The sequence below is a fragment of the Staphylococcus debuckii genome, from assembly GCF_003718735.1.
In the GTDB taxonomy this organism is placed as follows: Bacteria; Bacillota; Bacilli; order Staphylococcales; family Staphylococcaceae; genus Staphylococcus; species Staphylococcus debuckii.
Map to the genome: position 1 here is coordinate 2,604,703 of NZ_CP033460.1, position 24,603 is coordinate 2,629,305.

The following is a 24,603-nucleotide window of genomic DNA, read 5'->3' on the forward strand; positions in this document are numbered from 1 at the left end:
AAATATGTCTAAAACTTTAGAACTCATTTTTCTGAATGCAGCTAACAAACCTGTAAAATTGCAGATTCCTGATTTGAAAGCGGGAGTCACTGAGGAAAATGCGCGTAATGCTATGAACACGTTATTAGAAACTAACGCGTTGAATCCAACAGCTGGTAAACCTGTTGCAGTTAAAAGTGCACAAATTGTTGAAAAAGACACACACGTTATTTTCTAAAACTACTTTCCGAGTATATTCAAATTTTGAATATGCTCGGTTTTATTTTTCTATCAATCTCGGTTTAACAATATCTCCGAAGAAAATACGTTTATCTCCGAGCTTTCTGCAAATCGCATAATCTTCATACACATCTATCACTTGCGCTAAATTTTTATAGGCATGTTTGGGATTGAGTACTTCAATAAATTGTTGGCTCTGAATTTGAGCATTTAATCCTGCATCGATAAAAAATGTATCCTCATCAAGCACACGAATAATTGAAATATTATGCATTTAACCACCACTTTTCCCTCTTGATTATCAGTCCTAACTTATTACTCTTATTTTACCAAATTATATATTGATGTATTGTAAAAATCCACATTTTTTACAATTATCAAATAAAAAAAGTAGTAGAAATGGGAGAAATTAATAAAATTCATCCATCATTATCGTTAACACCTATCATCTTGTTATTGTTAAGTCTCTCTAATTGTGTTAAAGTTGTGACACTATTTAATGATTTACAAGGAGGGTTGAGATGGTCTTTTTACTACTTTTGGGATTAATAGCTGGAACGATGGTACCCATCCAAACCTCTATTAATTCTCGATTAATCGAATATACCAAATCATCATTTTATGCGTCTACTATTTCCTTTGCTGTAGGGTCACTCTTTTTAATTATCGTTAATTTAATCGTTAATCCTGGCGTTTTTAACGCTAATTACTATCATTTTGATTTTAATTATACTTGGATTGCGGGCGGAATTTTAGGAGTTATTTTCTTAACAGGAAATTTAATTTTATTCCCAAGACTCGGTGCTTCCTTAACAGTAATTATCACTATTGCAGGCCAGATTGTAATGGGTGTCTTAATTGATACTTTCGGTTGGTTCGGTGCAGAAGCGCAACCTTTTACTTTCTTGAAACTGTGCGGCATTCTGCTATTGTTCTTTGGAATCTTTATTATGAACTACTCCAAACAAAGTGGTGCCACTGAAACGCAAAATAATCCTTTAGCACTGACAGTATGGCTAGCCATCGGATTCGCCTTTGGATTCGCACCCCCTATCCAAACTGCCATTAACAGTCAATTAGGACAAACTGTGCAAAGTCCATTTCTTGCTTCCTTCATTTCATTCTTTGTAGGAACAGTCACTTTACTTATTATCACTTTGATCATGAATCGTTCATTGAAAATGCGTGCACATTCTCCTGAATTCGGCAAAATAAAATGGTTTTATTTTATTGGCGGTATATTAGGAGTGGTCTTCGTAACCGCAAATATCATTTTAATGCCCCATTTAGGCGCCGCACTCACTACTATCATTGCGATGCTCGGTCAAATGCTGATGGGCATACTTATCGATCATTTCGCTCTGTTAGGCGCACCCAGAAATCGCATCTCAATCCGCAAATGTATCGGCGTGGTTTGTATTATTATCGGAATTGTCATCCTACGTTTATTCTAGGATACAATTCCTTTCTTTTTTCATTTTTTGGAAAAAGAAATCTATTAGAGAGAAAAGTGCCTTTTAAAAGTTGCGCACCCCATATCATTATCGTATAATAATATTCAAATAAAATATTATGAGGTGATATATAATTGAAACGCCCCCTCTGGCTGGTAGTGGTAATATCTATCCTCTTATTAACACTTATAGCCGTCGGAATATATGCCGTCTTCCGACATCAACATCTCCAGGCAAAACAACATCTTAAAACGTACACTGCTGCTTACAATCGTCCACTTACTTTTAAAGGCGTGCAAGAAGCAGAATATACGCAAACTTTTCTTTATCATTCAGAATACGGAAAGATTCATGATTGGTTCATTCAATCTGGCAAGAAAGTTAAGAAAGACACACCCGTGCTGGAATATTATAATTCGAAAGCTGAGCACCAAATGACTACATTTCGTAAGCAGCTCACAGCGCTTGATAAGAAATCAAACCGCACTGTGCTTCATACCTTTTTAGAAGAACAATTTTATCTTAATCAATCCTTGCTCCGCACTCAAGAACACAGTATCCTCGAAGGTACTTTGTATATCTTAGAACCTTATCCTTCAAAAGATAAAGAAGCTTTTGCTAAAATTTACAGCACTAAAAGAATTATTAAATCCATCGTCGATGAAAATCAACGTCGTCAATTAAAAAATAACCAAGAAATAGAAATCCAACCTCAATTCGGAAAACCTTTTAAAGGAAGAATAATTAAACTGGATCAATTCCCATCCTCTGCTTCAACGACAAGCAAACCGGCGGAATATACAGTTGCTATTTCTCCCGATTCTACCTATCCCATAGGAACTCATTTTAATATTTCTCTTCCTACCCACTTAATTACTTTACCAAAAGAAGTGTTATATGATAAAAACTCAGTATTAATTAAAAAAGATGAGAAAATTGTTAAAAGAATTATTAAATGCTATGAAAAATCGGGTATGGTTATTATTAGTGAAGGATTATTATCAGGGGAAAAAGTTATTGCCCAACCAAAAAACTTCACGTTTAACTAAGTATTTTATATAATTACTCTATGTAAATACGTTTACAAGCAAAAATCAATATCTATTTATTTAATTTCTCTTAATTCAAATGATGTTCAATAAGTTAATCGAGTAAAATGGTAACTTTTTAAAAGTATCATCTTTATGAAAGAACTACACATTTATAATGTTTTTTGTTTACATTTCATTTTTATTTAGTTATAATTAAATAAATAATAGAGACTTGAATATTTTAATAGTCTGTTCAAGCCTCGATTATAGTTATTAGTGTTAATAAGTGCTTATTTACGAGCGTTATTAATAAATTTGGGAATGTTATAAGGGAGGACTACAAATGGCCGTTTCTAAAATTAAAAATTCATCTGACTTGCTAGCTATGGTCACTTATGCAGATAAAATGAAAAGTATCATCAAGAAAGAGTTTTCAATCAGCTTCGAAGAATTTGCTGTGTTAACTTTTATCAGTCAATCTGATGATAGCGAATATTACCTTAAGGATATTATCAATCACTTAAACTACAAACAACCTCAAGTAGTTAAAGCTGTTAAAAACCTTTCACAAGAAGATTACTTCGATAAAAAACGTAATGAACAAGATGAAAGAACAGTATTAATTTTAGTTAATAGTAAACAACGCGAAAAAATCAACGAATTATTAGGTCGAATTGACGAACGTATTGTAAAAGCTAATAAAGAAATTAAATTCTAATTGTATTAAACAAAGGAATTGAGTCAGGAATCATGTTTCAATTCCTTTATTTAATTCTGTATTTTTAGAGAGAAAAGGGAGCCGAAATCCATTGTATATATGGACTTCGGCTCCTTTTTTCTTCTTTTATTTCTCCCGGGTTGATAACCGGATAGAATAATAAATAATCACAGCTAAAATTAATATCCAGATAATAACTGTACCAAATTGTGCAGCATTTGGATTCACAACCACTGCATCAATAGTTTTTTGCGTCAGCAATAATCCTATGCCTGTAAACTCTAAGCGTTTGAAGTATAACCCTGCAATACTAATCGCTATACCTGCAAAGAAAACAAACATATGCGCATATTTAGTAACCACAAATACACCAAGATCTATATTGAAGGCATGCAGTCCGACAAGTAATGCTGCAATGATAATAATCACAAATCCCATCAAGACATCGATTCGGTTACTGTACAAATAATTCTTTTTTACAATTCGGAAGTAAAGCAAGACGGTCGCTGGCAATACTAAAAGACAATAAATCAGAGATAATCCAGTCGCCGCTTGAAATGGCACAAACTGTTTATCATATAAATAGGAAATCAAGAGAAAGTTCACGATGAAAAATAAAATCGGGTTCAGCTGCAGGCCGAACAAATTTCGTTGTATCGTTAAAATCACTTCTGCTGGCGCTTTGCGGCGATATTCGATATAATCTTCATCTTGTGCTTCTGACTTATGCAAATCTTCTCTTAAACTTTCTTTAATATCATCGATCATATTAGGAGAAAGGCCTTTATAATTAAAATAATCACCTATGTTTTCCAATAAAATTTTATCATTCGGTCGCATGAGGACTCTCCTTTTAATTTGCTATCTCTATCAATTTATCATTTCGCGGACAATATTTCTACTTTGAAAATCGAAAAAGCTGCCGACTTTACTCTAGTCAACAGCTTTAAAAATCTTATTTCCTATTTTTCAATATCAATGCGGTAAAGTTTCAAGTTTCTATCTTTAGGAGATTCGGTTCCGAATTGATAAGTTGTTTTTCCATCTTTCACATAACCGAAGTTACCTGTTCTATCGTCATAATGGTAACTCCATTTAACCGTATTGCCTAACTGGTGACGTACTTGGTTAAGTGTCGGACCATTAGGTTTGTTGTATTCCATAGAAATACGTTTCACTGTACCTTGGTCTTTTTTACCTTGAGCAGTTACAATCATCAAACCTTTAGAAGTCTTGAACTCGTAATAGTGTTCAGTATTATCAGGTTTATAGGAATACCCAGAAGGTTTTTGTGTTTTTAAAATATCTTGGATATTCTGACCTAATTTAACACCTTCTAATGATTGATCGCCTTGGTGGATTTGTTGAACGCTTTGAATCGTATTGCCAGATGCTGCGTCTGCTTGGTTAATACCTAGCCCTGTTAGAACTGTTGCAGAAACAATCGCTGCTGATAATATTTTTTTCATAAGCACTAACTCCTTTGTCATCTATATTTCTGTATCTTGTGCTTTACTTAATTTTACTATACCCTGAAATCGTATTACAGTAATCAGTCTGGAGTTGTAACTTTTTGTAATATTTTTCAATTTTGTGTCATTTCTTTAATATTTAGATAGTTAGGCAAATGAATATTATTCTTTATGAGACGTCTGCAAGCGTTTTTGTTCATCATCCAATACTGCTTGAACATTGAAAAAGGCAGTCGTAACTTCTAAGAATTCTCTCATTTCTTCCGCCATCGGATATAAGCCAGAGCGTTTAAAGGTTTCTAATTGGGCATCTGGAATATCATGTAAAAATGTTTCAATATCTTCTGAAGTAGAACGTTCGTCATATTTGCCTGCAATGATTAATGTCGAGGCTTTAACTTCATTCAATTCCATAGCGATAGTATCTCTAGTGAATGATTTCGCAACTGCTCTTTTTTCGTATTCCGTCATCAGACCCGTCGTGTCCGAAACATTTTTAGAGAACTTTTTAATTTTTTTCATAGAACCATAAGTATGTTTATCTAAGAATTTCTCTTGCTTATCTTCTTCCCACGTTCTGATTTTATCAGCATATTTTTTGAAAAGGCGTTCTGAAGGCAATTCTTTTTGCACAGTCGTAGGATTAATTAATATTAAAGCATCTGTATAACTTGGGTGCTTCACTGCAAAATCGACTGCAATAGAAGCTCCTAGTTCTTGGCCGACAAAGAACGCATGGCGGATATATAAGTAATCCAATAATTCTTTAATATCTGAAGCATACGTTTCGAAATTGATTTCCATTGGTTTATCAGAAAAACCATGGCCACGTAAATCAATCAACACAATTTGATAAGAATGCGCTAATTTGTCTGCAATCTGGTTAAAAATTGAATAATTCTCAAACGCAGAATGTATCATAACAAGCGGTTGGCCGCTTCCCTTTGTCTCATAATTAATAGCTGTATTATCTTTCGTCGTAAATAGTTCCATCTGCTTCTTCACTCTCCTCAGGATTTGGTGCTTCATCTGGCAGTAATTCTAACAATTCTTCAAGTGTCGCAATTTCGTAATCCATTTCATGTTCTTCAGGTGCAAGTTCTACTTCTTCATCTTCATGATTGAACCATACACTTACCATTCCCATTGCTCTGGCAGGGGCAACATCATTCAAAGCATCATCACCGACATACATGACTTCTTCAGCTTTCACACCCAGTTGATCAATAATATCTTCAAATATTTTCGGATGCGGCTTTCTGAAACCTACCATCTCTGATGTAGATAAAAAGTTAATATAGGACAAGATGCCTAAGCTGTCTAAACGATATTGTTTAATACGTGATTTGCCATTTGCAATCACGCCGATTAAGTAACCCCGCTTCACCAACCGTTCAAGCGTATACTGCGTGTCATGATATGGAAATACATAGCGGTAAAAGTGCATTTCAAAATCCGCAAATAAGTCTTTCCAAGTTAAACGATCGATATGGAAACGCTTAATAATTGCTTTATATAGTTCAGGTTTATCATGATCTTCATCATCATCCAGTTCAATAAATTGTTTCTTATAATCTTGCGCTTGAACATGAACTAAATAATCATGGAAACGCTCATATTGTTCTTCAATAAATTTATCTCTCGACTTTTTACGATCTAGCAAAGTACCTTCTAAATCAAATACAACTGCTTTAATTCCTTCTAAACTCATAGCTTCTCTCTCCTATAAATGCGTGCATGAGCATGCTTTAATCTTTTCATTTCTCTCTTTTTCAAAAGATTAAACCGTCTAACGCGGTTGTGTCGCTATTAAATACCCTAATACAGGTATGCCTAACAATGCGAGAATAATACTAGCAGGGATTTCAGTCGGTGCAATGAGTTGCGCACCTAAACTATCCGCCAAGACCATTACTGCGCCTCCAATCATACCATTTAACAACATCTGTCCACCAAGTTTCACCCTATATGTTCGGCGTATCAATTGCGGGACAATCATTCCTATAAAACCGATAATTCCCGTATAAGAGATGATGACTGCTGTCATGATGGAAGCAATCGCTAACACACTATACATCAATACTGGAACATTAATACTTAGCGATTGTGCTTTTAAAGTTCCGACTTGCAATAATTTAATTTGAGGCAGCAAAAGTATCAGCAAAACGAGACAGACTACTAATACAGGAGTAATGACTGCGACTTCACGCATTTCCGCCGCAGAAAATCCTCCGAACATATACATTACGATATTCTTTAGTCGGCGTTCGTCTAATAAGATTAATAAATAAAGAAAGGCATTGAAAAGCGCCCCAATCATAATGCCTGATAAAATCAATGCACGCATCGGATAGCCTTTGGACATGACGGAAGTCAACACCAACACAATTACTAAAGTGACAATGCTTGCTACCATAGAAGCAAGCGGAATGAATAGACTAGATAATCCGATGAACACAGCCATCCCCGCACCTAAGACAGAACCGCTCGCAAGGCCAAGCGTTAAGCTGTCTGCAAGCGGATTATTCAATACGGTCTGAAACATTTGTCCTGCAATTGAAAGCCCGATGCCTGCCAATAAAGCTTCTGACATTCTAGGCATCCGCACTTCGAATAAAATACTATTGTTTAAAGGGTTCGACCAACTGCCAAGATGCCAGAATAGACTTAGCGCGATACTCGCAATCAGTACAATAGACCAACTTACAATGATTTTTGTCTGTTTCATATCATTTATTCATTACGGTAAATCGCATCTCGCAACTCTGCTAGTCCTTGATCAATACGCGGACCAGGACGAGAAATTTTATCACCATCTACCGCTTCAATTCTTCCTTTCTTCACTGCCTCTAAATTTTCAAAACCACCGCGTTTACGGATAACTTTCAAATAATCTGAACGTGAAATCCCCTCTGTAGTAACCAAGATATCCGGATGATGTTTAATAATACTTTCTTTGCTGACCTTCTTCCATCCCTCTACATCTTTGAAACTATTTTCAGCATGCAGTTCCTCTAACATATAGTTGAAGAACGTATTTTTACCTGCTGTATAAATTTCTGGTTCATGAGAGACTTCTAAAAAGACAGTCGGTTTCTTCTCATGCTTTGGTACTTCTTTCAACACAGCTTCTACACGATGTTTCGTATCATAAACTAATGTGTCCGCTTGAGATTCGCGTCCTGTCACCTTTCCAATCTGCTTAAAGGTATCATAAATTTCATTTAAATTCTTAGCATCTTTGACATAGATGACTTTTACACCTTTATCTTTCAAAGATTGCAGCACTTTTCCATCCATACCCTTTTGCGATTCATGTGCGACAATCAAATCCGGTTTCGCTTTCAAAAGTTGTTCTTTATTCAATTTCATCGCATCAAACTTCTGCTTATGTTTCACATCTTTCGGATAATCATCCACCGTAGAAACACCCACAATATCATCGCCGAGCCCAAGCTGATACAAAATTTCTGTATTACTCGGCATCAGTGAGATAATACGATGATACTTAGCCTTAGACTTTTGAGCATTCTCAGCTTTGTCCTGATTGTCCTTCTTATCTGTTTTCGTTGGCGAGGAACATCCTGCAGCAATTAAGATAATGACGATTAAGAAAACCCATAATTTTTGTTTCATTGACTTCTCCTACTATTTTATTGTTTTGTAAATCTCATTTTAGCATATTTGGAGGAAGTTGAAATAGGAACTTTGGGAAAAGAAAACCTTGAAGAGTGGAAGGCAAATTAATGTTCTACTCCTCCTCTTATCCAACATTAATTCAAACAACTGCTATTCAATCGCAAAAATATAAAAAAATAGCTACAAAGAAATCTATCATCATAGATTTCTTCATAGCTAAACTTAGCAAGTTGTTTAAAATAATCTTACATTGTATGTGGCGCAGATACTCCGACTAAAGCCAATGCATTGCGCAAAGTAATTTGTACAGCTGCAACCATAGAAACATACGCTTGTGTTTTCTTATCGTCATCAGTTAATACTTTGTCAGCGTTATAGAATTTATGGAAAGCAGCAGCTAATTCTTGAATATAGTTTGTCACACGATGCGGTGCACGATGTTCTGCCGCGCTTTCAATCATCGGTTCGAACTCAGCTACTTTTTTCAATAAATCAATAGCTTTATCATTCGTAATTACACTGAAATCTGCATTTTCAGATGGTGTAATACCGCGTTCGCCTGCTTGTTTTAAAATTGAAGAAATACGCGCATGTGCATATTGTGCATAATACACTGGGTTTTCAGCTGAATTTTCTTTAGCTAATTCCATATCGAAATCAAAGTGTGTATCCGGACTGCGCATTGTTAAGAAGTAACGTGCTGCATCAATACCGACTTCATCCATGATTTCACGTAAAGTAATGGCATTACCTGTACGTTTACTCATTTTCACTTCTTCGCCATCTTGCATCAAACGTACCATTTGCATAATTTGAATTTCTAAACGGTCTGCATCAATACCGTAAGTTTCAACAGATGCTTTCAAACGATTGATATATCCATGATGATCCGCACCAAATAAGTTGATTAAGATATCTTGTCCGCCGTCACGATGGAATTTGTCATAATGATAAGCCACATCTGGCAAGAAGTATGTGTATGAACCGTCTTTTTTAATAATGACACGGTCTTTGTCATCATTAAAGTCAGAAGTACGCAACCAAGTGGCACCGTCCGCTTCATAAGTGTAGCCGTTTTCTTCCATCAATTTTAAGACTTTTTTAATTTCACCTTTATCGTATAAAGTTGTTTCACTGAACCAGCCGTCAAAGTGCGTATTGAAATCAGCAAGGTCTTTTTTCAATTTTTCCATTTCGTAATCGACACCTAATTGACGGAAGACTTTCAAACGTTCATCTTCAGGCAAGTCTTTCAATTCAGGACGTTTTTCAGCTAAGTCTTTACCGATATTCACGATGTCTTTACCGTGGTAACCGTCAGCTGGAAGTTCTGCCTCTTTACCCATTGCTTGGTCGTAACGTGCTTCAATTGAATGTGCTAAATTTGTGATTTGATTACCTGCATCATTAATGTAATACTCACGTGTCACATCATAACCTGCAGCATCTAAAATATTGCTTAATGTATCACCGACAGCTGCATTACGCGCATGACCAATATGCAAGTCGCCAGTTGGATTGGCTGAAACATACTCCACTAATACTTTTTGATGTTTCGGATCTTCATTGCGTCCGAAATCTTTATCTTTTTCTAAAGCTTCAGGAATAATCGCAGTTAAATATTGATTATTAAGATAGAAATTGATGAAGCCAGGGCCTGCAATTTCAATTTTCTCTACATTTGCTTTAGATTTATCTAAATGATCTACGATAGCTTGTGCAATTTCGCGTGGGTTGCGTTTTGCAATTTTAGTAAGTACCATCGCAATGTTAGTTGAGTAATCCCCATTCTTAGGGTCTTTCGGAATTTCCACTTTGACTTCAGGAACTTCTTCTGCAAGTTCAGCGGCTTTAACACTTGCTGTGATTTCTTCAATTAATGTTTGTTTGACTTGATCTATAATATTCACTCATTACAGCTCCTTATAGGTAATTTGATAAAGGTAGGTGCCCATTTTTTCTTCTTCTTGAAAAAGTTCATAACGAATTTTAAGCTTTGATGCTTCTGGCTGTATAAAATGATTGATACTTAAAGTACGGACGGTTAATGGAATTTTGCCTGCGGGTATTTCATACAAAGAAACGGTGTCTTTGCCTTCAACAAAATGCAGATTTTGCTTAATCTCTCCACTACGCATCAATTTAACTTCGCTATCTTGTATTTTCAATGTGACATGAATCGAAATATCTTCAATTTGTTCATCATAACGAATATATTCAACTTGACGCTTTTCTTGCCAAGTGCCATTTGTTTCGTATTCAAACTCATCGGTTTCTCCATCGCGTTTGATTAATTGCAATGTTTGGATCTGGATATTCTGGTCCAATTGATGCACTCACCCTATTCTTCATTTTGAATTAATACACATCATTATATCATACAAATACAAGGCATACAGTGATGAAATTCACACTGCATGCCTTGTTTTTAAGTGAAGAAGCACTCTCTTTCAGCTAGCTGCTCTCCCAGGTTTTATTTTCCCTCAGTATCTTGATTCAAGTAATCTAGTACGACGGTTCCGACCGCTTCGGCCGCACTCATCATGGACGTTTCGCTGATGTTGAATTTTGGATGATGATGCGGGTAGGCTTCTCCTTCTTCCGGCTCTGCCCCAGCAAAAATAAAGGCGCTTGGCAGTTCTTTAGCATAATAAGCGAAATCTTCGGATGGTGGCCATGGTGCACAACGTTCAACCTTTTGAATAGCGTCGTGTTCAGCATGTTTCAATGTATCTGCCACGTATTCTGTGAAGTCTGGGTCGTTATAAAGTGCTGGATAGTCGTCTATAAATTCGTAATCGCATGTCACGCCGAAGGTATGTTCAAGGCCGTCTACAATGCGTTCCAATTCAGCAGCGATTCTGTGTTTAGTTTCATCATTGAGGCCGCGGACGTCCCCTTCAATTTCAACTTTATCTTTGATGACATTAAATTGTCCTTTGGCATCAAATGAACCGATTGAGACTACGCCTGTTTCGAAGGGACTTAAACGACGAGAAACCACAGTTTGAACAGTCGTTACGAAATTAGCACCTGCTACTATAGCGTCATTAGCTGCATGCGGTGAAGAGCCGTGTCCTCCTTGACCGTGAATCGTCAATTTGAAAATGGCGCGCCCTGTTTGTACGTAGCCTTCTCGATAGTAAATTGTGCCACGTTCGCCATTACTCATCACGTGAACGCCTAAGACATGGTCTACACCTTCTAAGACACCGTCACGAATCATTCCGAGTGCACCGCCTGGAGGCATTTCTTCAGCCGGCTGATGAATTACGACGACTTTGCCTTTAAATTGATCTTTCATATCGATTAATGTATCTGCTAAAGTCAGCATATAAGCTGTATGTGCATCGTGGCCGCACGCATGCATAACGCCTGGATTCTCAGACGCAAATGGCAGCCCGGTAGCTTCTTCAATCGGCAATGCATCAAAGTCAGCACGAATTGCGATGGTTTTCCCTGGCTTACCACTGTCGATTGTTACTTTAACCCCATTATCGCCGACATTCGTTTCTACCTTACAGTCCTTTCCTTTATAGAAATCCGCAATATATTTCGGTGTTTCTACCTCTTTGAAAGATAATTCAGGATGCGCATGTAAATATCTGCGCATCTCCACCATTTTCTCTTCTTTCTCTTTGAGTCTGCGAATTAATTCTGAACTCATCTTACCCACTCCTTTGGAAAAAAATAAATACTGTTCTGGCTACTTAAAAGTTTAATAATTAAAATTATTCTGATAATTAATACTCTTACTGTAACATATTCGAACGAAATATGGGGAAAATGAAAATCTCCCAGCAAATTTTGCCGAGAGATTTATCTTAACACTTTATTTATCGTGCAATGCTTCTTTTAATTCATCACTAGAATTATTCCACATGTCAATGTCATGATTTTTCAAGAATTCACGGATAATATCAATATTTTCATTACCGATATGATCAATGACTACTTTATGTTTCATGGATTTATCCATCATATTCACGTGTTCCGGCATGCTCTTATAACCGCGGCGAATCTTCTTATTCACCATTAAATAACATGCAGTTAAACCTGCGTAATAAGCACCATGTTCGCCACGTTCTGTAGTGACCCAGCACAACCAATATTCTTTAGCTTCTGGACCTTCTACCGTTTCTTTATCGGTAATCCATTTTACGCCTTTTTCAACATCCGCACGTGCATGCATCGCACCGATATCGATAAATGCTTCTTTAGATTGCAAGTCTATAAACACGGGTGCAACGTTATCTAAACTGATGGACCCGATATTTGTACCTTTATGCCCGTCAAGCGGATCATTTTTAATAATGTTGAATTTAAAACCTTTATTCTCTGACAAAAGTCTCACCTCCAATAGTTTTTCAATGCTATTTTACTGTATCATCTGAAGTATTTCTAACACAATTTAATCAATTAAGTTCGTTTAAAATACTGATGATACGTTCGCGTATTGCGTCATCTTCAATATTATAAATCAATTCTTTAGGGAAATATAATTTATAATCTTGGCGATTGATGCCCGTAATGCTCTGTATTACCATAGATTGGCTGCTGATTTCGCGTATCTTTCCATTACGTTGCAGCAAGTGAATCGGCTGGCGGTTAGACCCCGGGCGGTCATAATCATAAGGCAAGTCGGAGAATGACTCGCTGACAAAATAGTAATTCGGGTTGATGCCCGCTTCTTCAAAGAGTTCGCGCAACTCATTCATAGTAATAATCGAACCATCGAACGGCAAGAATTTGAATAAGTCGCGGTTAATGAAACGGCGCGCTAAATCGCTTAAAATTGGGTCACGTTCTTTAATCCACTCTTTTAAGTAATAAAGGACTACCGCTTCATCCAAATCTACATATTGTTCAATCGTCATTGTGCCTTCAAAAAATGGAATGAAGTCAGTTGGAAAACGTTCGAATTCATATCCGTCTTGGTATAACTCTTTAGCCCGTTTCAATGTATTATTCAATAATACTTCCCCGCCACGGCTGACAGGATGGAAATAAATCTGCCAATACATTTGATAACGGCTCATTATAAAGTTCTCCACTGCATGCATGCCGCTTTCTTTAATCAGCACTTCATCTTTCGTCGGACGCATTAAACGCAGAATCCGTTCCATATCGAATTTACCGTAAGACACACCTGTAAAGTAGGCATCACGTTGCAGATAATCCATTCGGTCTGCATCGATTTGGGAAGATATCATCGAAATGACGAGTTTATTTTCATGTGTTTTATTAATCACCTCTGCCACTTCTTGCGGAAACGTCGGTGAAACACGGCTGAGCACTTCATTCACTTCGGTATCGCCAGTAATAATGGCTTGAGTGAATGCTTCGTGATCGGTATCAAAGATTTTTTCAAAGCTGTGAGAAAAAGGACCATGCCCTAAATCGTGTAAAAGTGCTGCACATAAGGCAAGTGGACGGTCTGCATCATTCCAGGCTTCTCTTCCTCTGAAAGATTCGTCTATAATCCGGCGTACGATTTCATAGACGCCGAGAGAATGGCCGAAGCGACTATGTTCTGCCGTATGAAATGACAGATAAAGTGTTCCAAGTTGTTTGATTCTGCGCAATCGTTGAAATTCTTTTGTTTTAATCAAGTCCCAAATAACTTGATCTTTTACATGAATGTAACGATGAATCGGATCTTTGAATACTTTCTCTTCAAATAATTTTTTAGTGCCGTAATCTGTCTCTGACATCCGATTCCCCTCCTTGTAGATGATATTTCTGCAATTGATTCACTCAGAGTTCTTTTTTCATTAAAGCTAAGTCCATCACCTCGCCATACATTTCATGATGGTAGGCACGTACTAGTTCAAAGCCATGTTGTTTATAATATTCAACGCCTTCTGTATTTTGATTATCTACTTCTAGATAAACTGCATCGTATTGGCCTTTAAAATGTTTCAAGCCAGCTTCTAACAAATCAGTTCCGTACCCTTTACGTTGAGATTCTGGACGTACATAGTGGGCGGATAAGAATAACTCGCTGCCATTAATAAAGTTGGCAAACCCTACAATCTCTCCGTCTTCTTCGGCTACTAAAAATAGCTGGTCTTTCAATCTTTTAGTTAAATGTTGTTCATTATATGCAGCTGCTAACAATTCGTTGACTGTTCTCGCAGCATAAATATTCAAATAAGTATTGTACCAAGCTTTTGTTGCGACATCTCTAATGCTCACGACATCTGCTGGTGTTGCTTCTCTTACTTTTCGCATGGCAAATCTCTCCTTATAAATTTCGAAAATAGTATTTTAATTATAGCATAGGTCCCAGTTTGGACGGGAGTGGAACGCTATCTCACCTATGTTCTTTACCTTTTGTTTTTCCCTATTATTAAAGTGATAATGAATAGACAAATAATCAACACAAAAATCGTGATATTCGTCCAAAACTTGACTTGTTCATTCGGACTGATTAGGCCTACTAAAAAACTGATTAAAGTCAATATCACCAATGTATATTGTACGATTTTAAACGTTTTGTGCATCGTGATGCCTCCTTTTCAGTTTGAGTTGTGTACTGGAGTGGTGCTTGTAACTTGAAAAAAATAAAACGAGACAAGACGATTTTCCTGCCTTGCCTCCGTTAATGAATATCTGGAACGACTTACATTCTATTTTGTTTCTTGTAGTGTTTTGCTGTTATATTTAAATTCTGAATTCCATTTTTCAGCAATTCTCACTGCATACGTATCTTTCACAATCTCTCCTGGGGCATTTGCATTACCGATTAAATAATCTTTGAGAGTTGCTCCTAAAAATTCAAGACTATATTCTATTTGATGCATGCAAGGTCTCGCTTTAATTTTAGGACAATCTCCACCGACTAAAATCAAACGAAAATCTATCTGTGCCATTTTTTCTTTGAAATCTGGATAATTCGGATCTCTTAAAGTTTCAGACCAATGATCGATAAATGCTTTCATAGAAGCTGATACGCTATACCAATATACAGGTGACACTAATAAAACGGTGTCGCTTTTTAGTACCTGGTCTATAATATTTTTATAATCATCGTTGTAATCCGAGATGATTTGCTCGTCGTGTCTAACATCTCTGACTGGATTAAAATGATATTGAGTTAAGTCAATCCAATTATATTCTAAATCTTGTAAAGTTATTTTTGCTAATTCTGCCGAGTTCCCTGCTGGTCTGCTACCTCCAAATAAAACTGTAATCATAAGACGCTTCCTCTCTTTATTTCAACGCTTTTAAAGCTATTTTTATGTATCCCTTAATAATATTCAGTTGTGAACGTTTACATTACTTTATTATTATAAGGCACTTTATCTAAATATACCATTTTGATGAATCTTACATTAATTTTTTGTAAAAATAATGAATATTTTGGTTTGAGAGTGGGTATTTGAATTTTGTAAGTATTTCCCAAGTACCACACATAAATTAGTTGCTGGTACTAAAAAACTAAAAAAGGTGATTATAATATGGATGATACGAGCTTTGGTAACATTTATATTGACTCCCAACCTGTGACATTAGATTGGGACACTTTAGTAACAGACGAATCTGAAATGGAAGTCGATGGGATTCCGTCTTCAGTTATTGACATGTGGGTCAACAAAAAACAACTCATCCCTTCTTATACGAAGGATAATCTGCGTCATTTCTATACTAAAGATGTTCTGAACGCTTGTCGGTCATATGTGAAAGTATATTAAGCAGCTATTAGAAATGCTTGATTTTCACTTATGAATTTTGTCGATATAGAAAGGACTATGCACTATTTTATTTATAAACATTCGAGACAGAATCTGAAATGAGTCGCTTTTAAATGAGTGAATGCGAAATTACAGATTCTGTCTCTTTTTTGTTGCTTGAATTCAGGTTTGTGCTTAAAATGTTATTAAAGTTTATTCACCTCGGAGGTACCTCAACATTAATATTATCCCCTATTATGAAGCCACACAATTTCGTTCCCCACAGTATTCAGTTAATCAAAATGCTTATTTAGCGGCAAGAAGCGGTATTGAAGGCGAAAGGTTTTTCGATAATTTTTTTACAATTACTTCCTGATTGCCAGTATTTAAAGCGCATTGAATTTGGAGAATTTTCTTTTGTAGAGTTTGACTTTATTGTCTTTACTTGCGAAGCACTTTACATTTTTGAAATAAAACATTATCGTGGCCCTTATCTTTTAGAAGAAGGCAGTTTAGTGCATCAATATAATAAGAAAATTATTCATAAGAACCCTTTCAACCAATTGAATCGCGCCCAACTCCTTTTACAATCTACATTGCAGGAAATAGGCGTGGACATCCCCGTAATAAGCGCGCTGGTATTCACACATCCCGAATTCACACTTCTTAACCCTCTCGCTTTGAAAAAACAAGGCACAGTCCTTCTTCGTTCTGAACTCAACCAATTGAAACAGAAATTGAAAGCCGGTTGCTTTAAGCGCAACTCTCATATTATGAACAAGCTATTGAGAAAATTTTCCCCATGTAAAAATAAATACATCAAAGTGGAACGTCTACCGTTCGACACTATGAAATCCGGATTACGTTGTCCTAAATGTCAGAAACTCACATTCGCTCCTCCACTCGCACGAAAACGTTTATGGCAATGCCCTCATTGTAAGCATGAGTTAAAGCAAGTCGATTTGATTCATCATAATTTAATAGAATTGTTTATATGTAAAGGTGAGCCGTTTTCATTGAGTGAAGCTATGAAATGGTGCAATTGTGAAAAGGGAAATAACAATCAACATAAGATGCTTTATAGAATCTTGATGACTACATTTAAACATGTCGGCATCACGAAGGATAGACGCTATTATCTAGAAATGGAGTTGTGGTAATTGCGGGATGGTCTGGCAGTAGGCGGGCGCGGGGGTTGACGGGGCTGAGTTTTTTCTAGACACTTCTCGGAATCTTGTGTCTAGATTACACCCTTTTCTAGACACTTCTCTGAAACTTGTGTCTAGATTACACCCTTTTCTAGACACTTCCTAAAAACTTGTGTCTAGATTCACCCCTTTTCTAGACACTTCTCTGAAACTTGTGTCTAGATTACACAACTCCATCCACATAGCCCCGCTGTATAATCTCAAATCAATTCATCAGCCAAAAATAAAGGGAGCGGAGATATAATAATTAATATCTCCGTTCCCTTCATTCTCTATCATCACTTGGCTTGTTTACGTTTTGCCAATTTCTCTTTAAGTTTACGATCTTGCTCTTCTTTACGACGTTTACGTTCTTCGTTACGTTTACGCAAGCGCTCTTCTTCTTCTGGGTCGCGTGGTTTTTGGAGTTGTTTTTCAACTTTTTCCATTAATTCGTCTTCCGTCAAAGCTGCAAGAGGACGGTTGTTTACGAAAGCGAATGTTTTTCTGCGACCTGGACCGCAGTATGATTGGCACCCTATTTCAATTTCAGCTTCGGGATCTAATTTCTTCAATTTTCTTTCTAGGGATTTGCAATTGACGGCTTGGCAATCATCACAAATCAAGAATTTGTTTTGCACTGCTTTGTCCACCTCTCTTTATCTATTAATCAAGTTCTCATTCAGTTCATTTTTCATCGTATTTCAACTTTATCTATTTTACCCTTTTTCCGTAAAATTTCAAGAGTGAATTCGCGTCTCGCACTCTTGACGACCTCTCGCGATACTTTCAGCCCGCCATCCCAAACACACTCTATCCAAACACAACGAAAAAAACTGCCTGGCCGCATATTCACCTGTTTGCGGTTCGACAGCTTCTCGTTCTTTATTGACCTTGATAGACATGAAACGGTAGCGGCTTGATTTCTGACGCTCTCCAACTGTTATAAATCGCAGCGCGTTCTTTATGCTCGCCCAAAATTGCGATACCGCAATCTCCGCCGCCTGCACCTGATGTTTTGGCCGCTGCGCCGTATGTCTCAGCAATATCACATAATAATTTTAATTGCGGTGTTTCAATATCGACATTCGCCTCTTGATCCATTTGTTGGATAATAGAGCGATTACGACGAATCATAGCTTGAACACCTTTTAAATTATTGGTTTTAAATGCATAAATTAAATGTTCAACACAAGATTGTGATTGTTCTAGGAAATGACCGTAGAAAATCGGGTCGGATTTCAAACGTTTGACTTCGCTCACTAAATAAGGAGAAGAGGCTGGAGAGCCGGTCCATCCGATTAACACTTCCATGTTTTCGGGAGCTTGAAGTGGTTCAGTATAAAGCCCAGGCCAGTTTTTCTTCACCACTTCTGCAACAGATGACGTTTCAATTTGCTGCATGACCCAATCATGGTCGAAGGTACTGTAAGCGAGCCATCCGGTAAAGACACTGACCGCAATATCGCCGCATGAACTTAAACTTTGTAATTTCATATTCGCGATGACAGCTAACTTATAAATATTCAAGTTGGCTAAATCGAGTTCGTAAAACTCATTTAAAACCTTTACGACCGAAACCAGCACTGCTGCGCTGGAGCCAAGGCCATATTTATGCCCAGAAGCATCATCTAAGTTGCTGTCAATTACTAAGTCGAAATGCTTCAATTCTTTGCCACAGCTCTTCGCATATTGCTCAAATACTTCTACTGCGGTAATCACGTATTTTAATTGGTTAGCAGCATTGGAATCCGATACTACAATCTTATCTTCTTCTCTTTGAAAAGTAATCGGTTCATGGTGCAACGTTTTTGAATGGATAGTTCCTGTTGCAGCTGATGCTTCTTCAATAGTCGCTGTAACAAAACGGTCCACAGCTATTAATACCGACTTATAGCCGGGCTCTGTCACTGCATATTCTCCTGCGATATATAATTTACCGGGCGCTTTGACTTGAATCATAATTCATCTTCCTCATTTAGAATTTCAACACCTGTGCCGATGTCGCTGGCAATAATTTGTTCTGGAGCAAAATATGAAGTGAGTTTATCAATCACTGCTTGCTGATCTTTCTTTTGAACTAGCACTTTTACATTAGGGCCGGCATCCATAGTGAAGTAAGCTGGAATGCCCGCTTCTCTGCATTCATGTACAAGCGACATCGCTTCATAACTGTCAGCAACTAAGTAAGTAAATGGAGGTTGCGCACCTAGATTCGTTGCATGCATGCGTAAACCATTAGCTTCCAACACTTCTCCCAAACGTTTAAAGTCTTTCTCTTGAATTGCCGCTTCAGCTTCTACAATATCCGCTTCAACGTGGTCCATCCAATATTGATAAAAACGCGAAGTATTACGGGTCAACGACATACCTGCACGGCTTTTCACTTTCTTAGATTGGTTATTAATCACTACAAAAATCATAGACAGTTCATCTTCCCAATGATCAGCATCGATTGGATGACTGTATGAAGAAGCATCATCGTGTCCTTTTTCCCATTCAGCAAAACCGCCGAAGATGCTTCTGCATGCAGAACCAGAACCGCGTCTTGCAAGTCTTGATAAATCTTTATGTGAAAGACCCATACCTAACGCTTCATTACAAGCTGCTGCGAGCGCTGCAAAGGCACTTGCTGAAGAAGCTAAACCTGCTGCTGTCGGTACAAAGTTAGTACTATCAATTCGTGCTTTTAGTCCAGTACCAGCACGTTCTCTGACCAAATCTAAATAAGCAGAAATTTTCTTTGTTTCCTTTTCATCTGCTTCTTCGCCATTCAAAAAGAAAGTATCTTTTGTGAACGCTGCATCAAAAGTTGCACGTGTTTCTGTATAAAATTTATCCAGCGTCAAAGAGATACTATTATTCATCGGGATAATCAACGCTTCATCTGCTTTTCCCCAATACTTAATTAACGCAATATTAGTGTGTGCTCTTGCTTTGCCAGTTTTCGCCACTTTGAATTACCCTCCTAAACTCTCTATCCAAGTATGCTGTGCGCCAGCTTGCGTTACTGCTTTTACTACTTTTTTAGCAGTAGCATAATCCTTAACAAGCGTAATCACACTTCCGCCGCGACCGCTTCCTGTCAGCTTGCCTGCCACTGCCCCTGCTTGTTTGGCAGCACTCAACAACTTATCAATCTTCGGATGACTGACAGTTAATGTTGCTAAGTATGACTGACATTCATTAAAAATTTCTGCCAGCAAATCAAAGTTGCGTGTAGTAATAGCTTGGTTTGCTGAATGAACGAGTTGTCCGATACGTTCAATAAATTGTTTGTTTTCATGATTATTATCGACTAATTCATGGACATCATGTACAGCCTCTTTGGTATTCCCTTTTATACCGATATCCAAAACTACCATATAGCCAGGGAGCTGCAAAGATTCTAAAGAAGTAAATACTCCCTTTTGAAACCAAGTCGGTTGATTAGAAACAATCGTTTGTGCATCGACACCACTAGGTTTGCCGTGTGCAATCATTTCTGCCCAATTGACATGTTCAATTAATTCCTCATCACTCAATGGTTTGTCTAAATAATTGAAAGCTGCTCTCGTAAAGGCTACTGCTACTGCGGCACTTGAACCTAAACCTCTAGATGGCGGCAGCTTGGCATCAATTTTAATCATAACAGGTGATTGGATATGACTCTCCGCTTCGAATCTGCTGATTAAGGCATGAAGATGTTCTGGAGCATAAGCAATTTCTCCTTCATATACATCACTTATCATCGTTGAAACAGCTAATTCAGGCATTTCTTCAATTGTGACCTTTACTTTTCCTGATGAAAAAGGAATTGCAATCGCAGGTTCACCGAACGTGACCGCATGTTCTCCAACTAATATAATTTTACCGTTTGATTCTCCGTAGCCTTTTCGTGTCATACTCTCATCACCTTTAACACTTTCCCAAATTTCTCGAAGGATACCTATGCATCGCTTGCGTGCATGCCAAAACAGCCAGCCACTTTCTTTCTATACTTATCAATGACTAGTTAGATTCTTAATTAAAGCATTCTTCTCATATACTTATTATCTTTATATACTCTGTTTATTTTAAACATTCCGCTTAAATATTACTATAATTTTACGGAAAATGTTTAAATACCGTCTTATTATAACTTAACTTTTACTCAATTCTATACTACCTAAGATGGAAAAATTAAGACCTGCTAATAAACTTCTCTCTTATTTTACCTAAAACTACAAATGATTTAAATGATTTAGACATAAATTTGACATAAAACTCTGCGATTATTTTCTATCGATGCGCACAAATAGGAGATGTGCCAGCGTTGCAGCTATTCACATCTCCATATTTTAATCGTCCATTTTTGCATTAATTTTCGCGTTACGTTCTATCATACGATCGAAATATTTTTCAAAACGCTCCCATTCTTCATCAGTAACTGGATCCATATTCAAAGTCGCCCCTAACGCTTTAAGCGCATAAAGCAACTTGAACATGACCTCATTGACAGTGAGCGGGTGCCCGAGCAAGTCTTCTAATGACGCCATACAAGATGGGTCGATGTCTGGATACTTGAATTTCGTTTCTTCGCCTTGCAGTGCACGTTGATAGAAATGACGCATCATTTCAGCCCTTCCAGCTCCAGAGCCTTCAACACACAAATAAATTTGGACTGCAATACCGCCGCGTACCCGTCTTTGTGAGATACCGGCAAATTTCTTATCATTAATACTTAAATCAAACTTTCCTGGACAGTACGAACGTTCAATTTCCTTGGTATCAATTTGAACCTGCTCATCTTCAAACATTTTACAAATGAGTTCATACATCAAATTGAAAGCTTCGTCGATTGAAACTTCAGTCTTCCCTTTGAAAATTAAAGAGATGTTTAAAATACCTTGATCTAATACAACACCTAAACCGCCAGAATTGCGCACAATCACGTTGTAACCACATTCATCGACCAGATAACGAATCCCATCATTTAAATGCGGCAAACGTGCATCATGCGTACCTAATATAACGGTGTGCTGGTGAATCCAAGTACGGACCACACTGCATGACAAATCCTTGCCCGTACTTTCTGAAAAGGTATCATCAAATGCAAATGACTGCATCGGCGCTAAACCTGTTGAATGATCGATGTAGCGCCAATCTGAGTCATTAAAGTATTTCTGCACTAAATCCATTATTGTAAAGTTTGTGCTGCAGTGATGATTGATAAATTATAGACATCTTCAGTAGAGCAACCGCGTGATAAGTCGTTTACTGGTGAATTTAAGCCTTGCAATACAGGTCCGATAGCTTCATATCCGCCTAAACGTTGTGCAATTTTATAACCGATATTACCCGCTTCTAGGCTTGGGAAGATGAATACGTTAGCGTCACCTTTGATTTTTGCATCCGGTGCTTTTTTCGCTGCTACTTTAGGAACGATAGCCGCATCAAATTGGAATTCACCGTCGATAACGACATCACTCAAACCTTCTTCTTCAGCTTTTTCTTGTGCTTGTTTAGTAGCTGATTCTACTTTTTCTACATCGTCAGATTTTGCTGAACCTTTAGTTGAAAAGCTTAATAAAGCTACGCGTGGGTCCATACCGAAACTTTTAGCTGTTTTCGCACTTTCTACTGCAATTTCTGCTAAGTCTGCCGCTTCTAAAGTAGGGTTGATAGCACAATCGCCGAAAACATATTGCTCGTCACCTTTAATCATAAAGAAGACACCTGATGTTTTAGATACACCTGGTTTAGTTTTGATAATTTGCAATGCTGGACGTACAGTGTCGCCAGTTGAATGTGCTGCACCACTTACAAGTCCGTCCGCTTTGCCTGTATACACAAGCATTGTTCCGAAGTAATTTACATTATTCAACATATCTTCTGCTTGTTCTTTTGTTGCTTTGCCTTTACGACGTTCAACAAAAGCTTCCACAAGTTCTGCTTTCAAATCACTTGTTTCAGGTGTCATAATTTCAATTCCAGAAATATCTAAACCTTTTTCTTCAGCAAGCGCTTGAACTTTGTCAGCATTACCTAAAACAATAGGTTCTACATAATCAGTTGAATGTAATTTTACTGCTGCTGTCAATACACGTTCATCTTCACCTTCCGGCAATACGATTTTTACGTTTTTCCCTGAAAGTTTGTCTTGTAATACATTTAATAAACTAGGCATAATGTCCTCCTCAAATTTACGAGTTTTATTTTTTACCATCCTTAATTATACGCCATTTGCAGCAACATTTCACGCAGTAAAACATAATCAATTTCTATGATTTCAATCACGCTTTATGATAGAATTTTTAGTGAAATAACAGATAGTAAAAGGAGCGATTTAAATGAGTCAAGCAGCAGAAACTTTAGATGGATGGTACAGTCTCCATCTATTCTATGCAGTAGATTGGCCTACATTGCGTCTTGTACCTGATGAAGACCGTATTCAAATCGTTCAAGAATTCCATGATTTCTTGGACAAATTAGCATCAGTACGTGATGACCATAATGGTGACCACGCACTTTATAATATTACAGGTCAAAAAGCAGACATTTTTTTATGGGTGCTACGCCCTGAAATGCAAGAATTGAACTCAATCGAGCTCGCACTTAATAAATTACGTATTGCGGATTATTTAGTTCCTACTTATTCATATGTTTCTATCATCGAACTCAGCAACTACTTAGCTGGTAAATCAGATGAAGACCCATATGAAAATCCGCATGTAAAAGCCCGTTTATATCCTGAATTACCACATTCAGACTACATTTGTTTCTATCCTATGAATAAACGTCGTAATGAAACTTACAACTGGTATATGTTATCAATGGAAGAACGTAAGAAATTGATGTATGACCACGGTATGATTGGTCGTAAATATGCTGGTAAAATCAAACAATTTATCACCGGATCAGTCGGCTTTGACGATTATGAATGGGGCGTGACATTATTCGCGAAAGACCCGTTACAATTCAAAAAAATCGTGTATGAAATGCGCTTTGATGAAACAACAGCGCGTTATGGCGATTTCGGCAGTTTCTTCGTAGGACACATCTTACCTGAAGAAACATTAGAAACATTCTTTAGATTATAATTTCTATGTCTGGACATCTCGAGCAGAGATGTCCTTTTAATATGCGAATTTACTATGTATAAACACGAAAGGAACTTGCCTACTCACTAGAAGCAAGTTCCTCTTTTTATTATCTATTTAAATATATTGTTTCTATGAAAAAATAG

27 protein-coding genes are annotated in these 24,603 nt (G+C 37.2%); 7 read left to right on the forward strand and 20 right to left on the reverse strand.

Annotated features, from left to right (window positions below):
• The first annotated feature begins 4 nt into the window (after positions 1 to 4).
• Positions 5 to 217: a DUF2922 domain-containing protein gene (locus tag CNQ82_RS12635; RefSeq protein WP_123145546.1), complete on the forward strand. Its 213-nt coding sequence runs from the start codon at positions 5 to 7 to the stop codon at positions 215 to 217.
• Positions 218 to 259: 42 nt separating this feature from the next.
• Here CNQ82_RS12635 and CNQ82_RS12640 read toward each other — a convergent pair whose 3' ends face one another.
• A complete protein-coding gene (locus CNQ82_RS12640; protein WP_123145547.1) occupies positions 260 to 493 on the reverse strand; it encodes a hypothetical protein in 234 nt (77 codons plus the stop codon).
• A gap of 247 nt (positions 494 to 740) precedes the next feature.
• Between CNQ82_RS12640 and CNQ82_RS12645 the strand changes: the two genes are divergently transcribed.
• The 3 genes from CNQ82_RS12645 to sarA all read left to right on the forward strand — a co-directional run bounded on the left by CNQ82_RS12645 (position 741) and on the right by sarA (position 3,422).
• Positions 741 to 1,673, forward strand: coding sequence for a DMT family transporter (locus tag CNQ82_RS12645; protein WP_123145548.1), 933 nt, complete (start codon positions 741 to 743; stop codon positions 1,671 to 1,673).
• A gap of 134 nt (positions 1,674 to 1,807) precedes the next feature.
• A complete protein-coding gene (locus tag CNQ82_RS12650; protein ID WP_123145549.1) occupies positions 1,808 to 2,722 on the forward strand; it encodes an efflux RND transporter periplasmic adaptor subunit in 915 nt (304 codons plus the stop codon).
• Between the two features lie 325 nt (positions 2,723 to 3,047).
• On the forward strand, positions 3,048 to 3,422 hold the full coding sequence (gene sarA, locus CNQ82_RS12655) for a global transcriptional regulator SarA (RefSeq protein ID WP_095106746.1): 375 nt from the start codon (positions 3,048 to 3,050) through the stop codon (positions 3,420 to 3,422).
• A 126-nt stretch (positions 3,423 to 3,548) separates the two neighbouring features.
• On the opposite strand, the gene CNQ82_RS12660 is transcribed toward sarA, so the two are convergent.
• The 13 genes from CNQ82_RS12660 to CNQ82_RS12720 form a co-directional block, all read right to left on the reverse strand.
• On the reverse strand, positions 3,549 to 4,262 hold the full coding sequence (locus CNQ82_RS12660; protein WP_123145550.1) for a hypothetical protein: 714 nt from the start codon (positions 4,260 to 4,262) through the stop codon (positions 3,549 to 3,551).
• 122 nt (positions 4,263 to 4,384) lie between these two features.
• Positions 4,385 to 4,891, reverse strand: coding sequence for an SA0570 family protein (locus CNQ82_RS12665; RefSeq protein WP_123145551.1), 507 nt, complete (start codon positions 4,889 to 4,891; stop codon positions 4,385 to 4,387).
• Between the two features lie 165 nt (positions 4,892 to 5,056).
• A complete protein-coding gene (locus tag CNQ82_RS12670; RefSeq protein ID WP_123145552.1) occupies positions 5,057 to 5,887 on the reverse strand; it encodes an alpha/beta fold hydrolase in 831 nt (276 codons plus the stop codon).
• The gene (locus tag CNQ82_RS12675; RefSeq protein WP_095106752.1) at positions 5,862 to 6,605 is read right to left on the reverse strand and encodes an HAD family hydrolase; all 744 of its coding nucleotides are present in this window, start codon (positions 6,603 to 6,605) and stop codon (positions 5,862 to 5,864) included. Before CNQ82_RS12675 ends, CNQ82_RS12670 begins: the two co-directional genes overlap by 26 nt.
• A 78-nt stretch (positions 6,606 to 6,683) precedes the next feature.
• Positions 6,684 to 7,622 (reverse strand): FecCD family ABC transporter permease, encoded by a 939-nt coding sequence (locus CNQ82_RS12680; protein ID WP_123145553.1) that lies wholly within the window; start codon positions 7,620 to 7,622, stop codon positions 6,684 to 6,686.
• Positions 7,623 to 7,627: 5 nt separating this feature from the next.
• Positions 7,628 to 8,530 carry an ABC transporter substrate-binding protein gene (locus CNQ82_RS12685; protein ID WP_123145554.1) on the reverse strand — a complete coding sequence of 301 codons (903 nt, stop codon included), beginning with the start codon at positions 8,528 to 8,530 and terminating at the stop codon, positions 7,628 to 7,630.
• A gap of 248 nt (positions 8,531 to 8,778) precedes the next feature.
• Positions 8,779 to 10,443 (reverse strand): arginine--tRNA ligase, encoded by a 1,665-nt coding sequence (argS, locus tag CNQ82_RS12690; protein WP_095106756.1) that lies wholly within the window; start codon positions 10,441 to 10,443, stop codon positions 8,779 to 8,781.
• Between the two features lie 3 nt (positions 10,444 to 10,446).
• Positions 10,447 to 10,860 (reverse strand): YwiB family protein, encoded by a 414-nt coding sequence (locus CNQ82_RS12695; protein WP_095106757.1) that lies wholly within the window; start codon positions 10,858 to 10,860, stop codon positions 10,447 to 10,449.
• A 146-nt stretch (positions 10,861 to 11,006) separates the two neighbouring features.
• Positions 11,007 to 12,200, reverse strand: a complete 1,194-nt coding sequence (locus CNQ82_RS12700; RefSeq protein ID WP_123145555.1) for an amidohydrolase — start codon at positions 12,198 to 12,200, stop codon at positions 11,007 to 11,009.
• Positions 12,201 to 12,365: 165 nt separating this feature from the next.
• Complete coding sequence (locus CNQ82_RS12705; protein WP_164711977.1) at positions 12,366 to 12,893, reverse strand: YwhD family protein; 528 nt, start codon at positions 12,891 to 12,893, stop codon at positions 12,366 to 12,368.
• Positions 12,894 to 12,948: 55 nt separating this feature from the next.
• Positions 12,949 to 14,247 (reverse strand): HD domain-containing protein, encoded by a 1,299-nt coding sequence (locus CNQ82_RS12710; RefSeq protein WP_095106766.1) that lies wholly within the window; start codon positions 14,245 to 14,247, stop codon positions 12,949 to 12,951.
• Positions 14,248 to 14,290: 43 nt separating this feature from the next.
• Positions 14,291 to 14,767: a GNAT family N-acetyltransferase gene (locus CNQ82_RS12715; protein WP_123145557.1), complete on the reverse strand. Its 477-nt coding sequence runs from the start codon at positions 14,765 to 14,767 to the stop codon at positions 14,291 to 14,293.
• 398 nt (positions 14,768 to 15,165) lie between these two features.
• Entirely contained in the window at positions 15,166 to 15,732 is a 567-nt protein-coding gene (locus CNQ82_RS12720; RefSeq protein ID WP_123145558.1) for a flavodoxin family protein, read from the reverse strand.
• Between the two features lie 264 nt (positions 15,733 to 15,996).
• Here CNQ82_RS12720 and CNQ82_RS12725 point away from each other — a divergent pair, with 264 nt between their 5' ends.
• Entirely contained in the window at positions 15,997 to 16,230 is a 234-nt protein-coding gene (locus tag CNQ82_RS12725) for a hypothetical protein (RefSeq protein ID WP_095106774.1), read from the forward strand.
• 308 nt (positions 16,231 to 16,538) lie between these two features.
• Positions 16,539 to 17,369, forward strand: coding sequence for a nuclease-related domain-containing protein (locus CNQ82_RS12730; protein ID WP_123145559.1), 831 nt, complete (start codon positions 16,539 to 16,541; stop codon positions 17,367 to 17,369).
• 326 nt (positions 17,370 to 17,695) lie between these two features.
• Here CNQ82_RS12730 and CNQ82_RS12735 read toward each other — a convergent pair whose 3' ends face one another.
• From CNQ82_RS12735 to pta, 6 genes are all read right to left on the reverse strand, one after another.
• A complete protein-coding gene (locus tag CNQ82_RS12735; RefSeq protein WP_095106780.1) occupies positions 17,696 to 18,037 on the reverse strand; it encodes a YuzB family protein in 342 nt (113 codons plus the stop codon).
• A 244-nt stretch (positions 18,038 to 18,281) separates the two neighbouring features.
• Positions 18,282 to 19,358, reverse strand: a complete 1,077-nt coding sequence (locus tag CNQ82_RS12740) for a phosphomevalonate kinase (RefSeq protein ID WP_123145560.1) — start codon at positions 19,356 to 19,358, stop codon at positions 18,282 to 18,284.
• The gene (gene mvaD, locus CNQ82_RS12745) at positions 19,355 to 20,350 is read right to left on the reverse strand and encodes a diphosphomevalonate decarboxylase (RefSeq protein ID WP_123145561.1); all 996 of its coding nucleotides are present in this window, start codon (positions 20,348 to 20,350) and stop codon (positions 19,355 to 19,357) included. The genes CNQ82_RS12740 and mvaD overlap by 4 nt, the downstream gene beginning before the upstream one ends.
• Before the next feature lie 6 nt (positions 20,351 to 20,356).
• The gene (mvk, locus tag CNQ82_RS12750; RefSeq protein WP_123145562.1) at positions 20,357 to 21,280 is read right to left on the reverse strand and encodes a mevalonate kinase; all 924 of its coding nucleotides are present in this window, start codon (positions 21,278 to 21,280) and stop codon (positions 20,357 to 20,359) included.
• A gap of 435 nt (positions 21,281 to 21,715) precedes the next feature.
• Positions 21,716 to 22,555: a lipoate--protein ligase family protein gene (locus tag CNQ82_RS12755; RefSeq protein ID WP_123145563.1), complete on the reverse strand. Its 840-nt coding sequence runs from the start codon at positions 22,553 to 22,555 to the stop codon at positions 21,716 to 21,718.
• On the reverse strand, positions 22,555 to 23,544 hold the full coding sequence (pta, locus tag CNQ82_RS12760) for a phosphate acetyltransferase (RefSeq protein WP_123145564.1): 990 nt from the start codon (positions 23,542 to 23,544) through the stop codon (positions 22,555 to 22,557). The genes CNQ82_RS12755 and pta overlap by 1 nt, the downstream gene beginning before the upstream one ends.
• A 163-nt stretch (positions 23,545 to 23,707) precedes the next feature.
• Here pta and hemQ point away from each other — a divergent pair, with 163 nt between their 5' ends.
• Complete coding sequence (gene hemQ, locus CNQ82_RS12765; protein ID WP_123145565.1) at positions 23,708 to 24,457, forward strand: hydrogen peroxide-dependent heme synthase; 750 nt, start codon at positions 23,708 to 23,710, stop codon at positions 24,455 to 24,457.
• Positions 24,458 to 24,603: the final 146 nt, after the last annotated feature.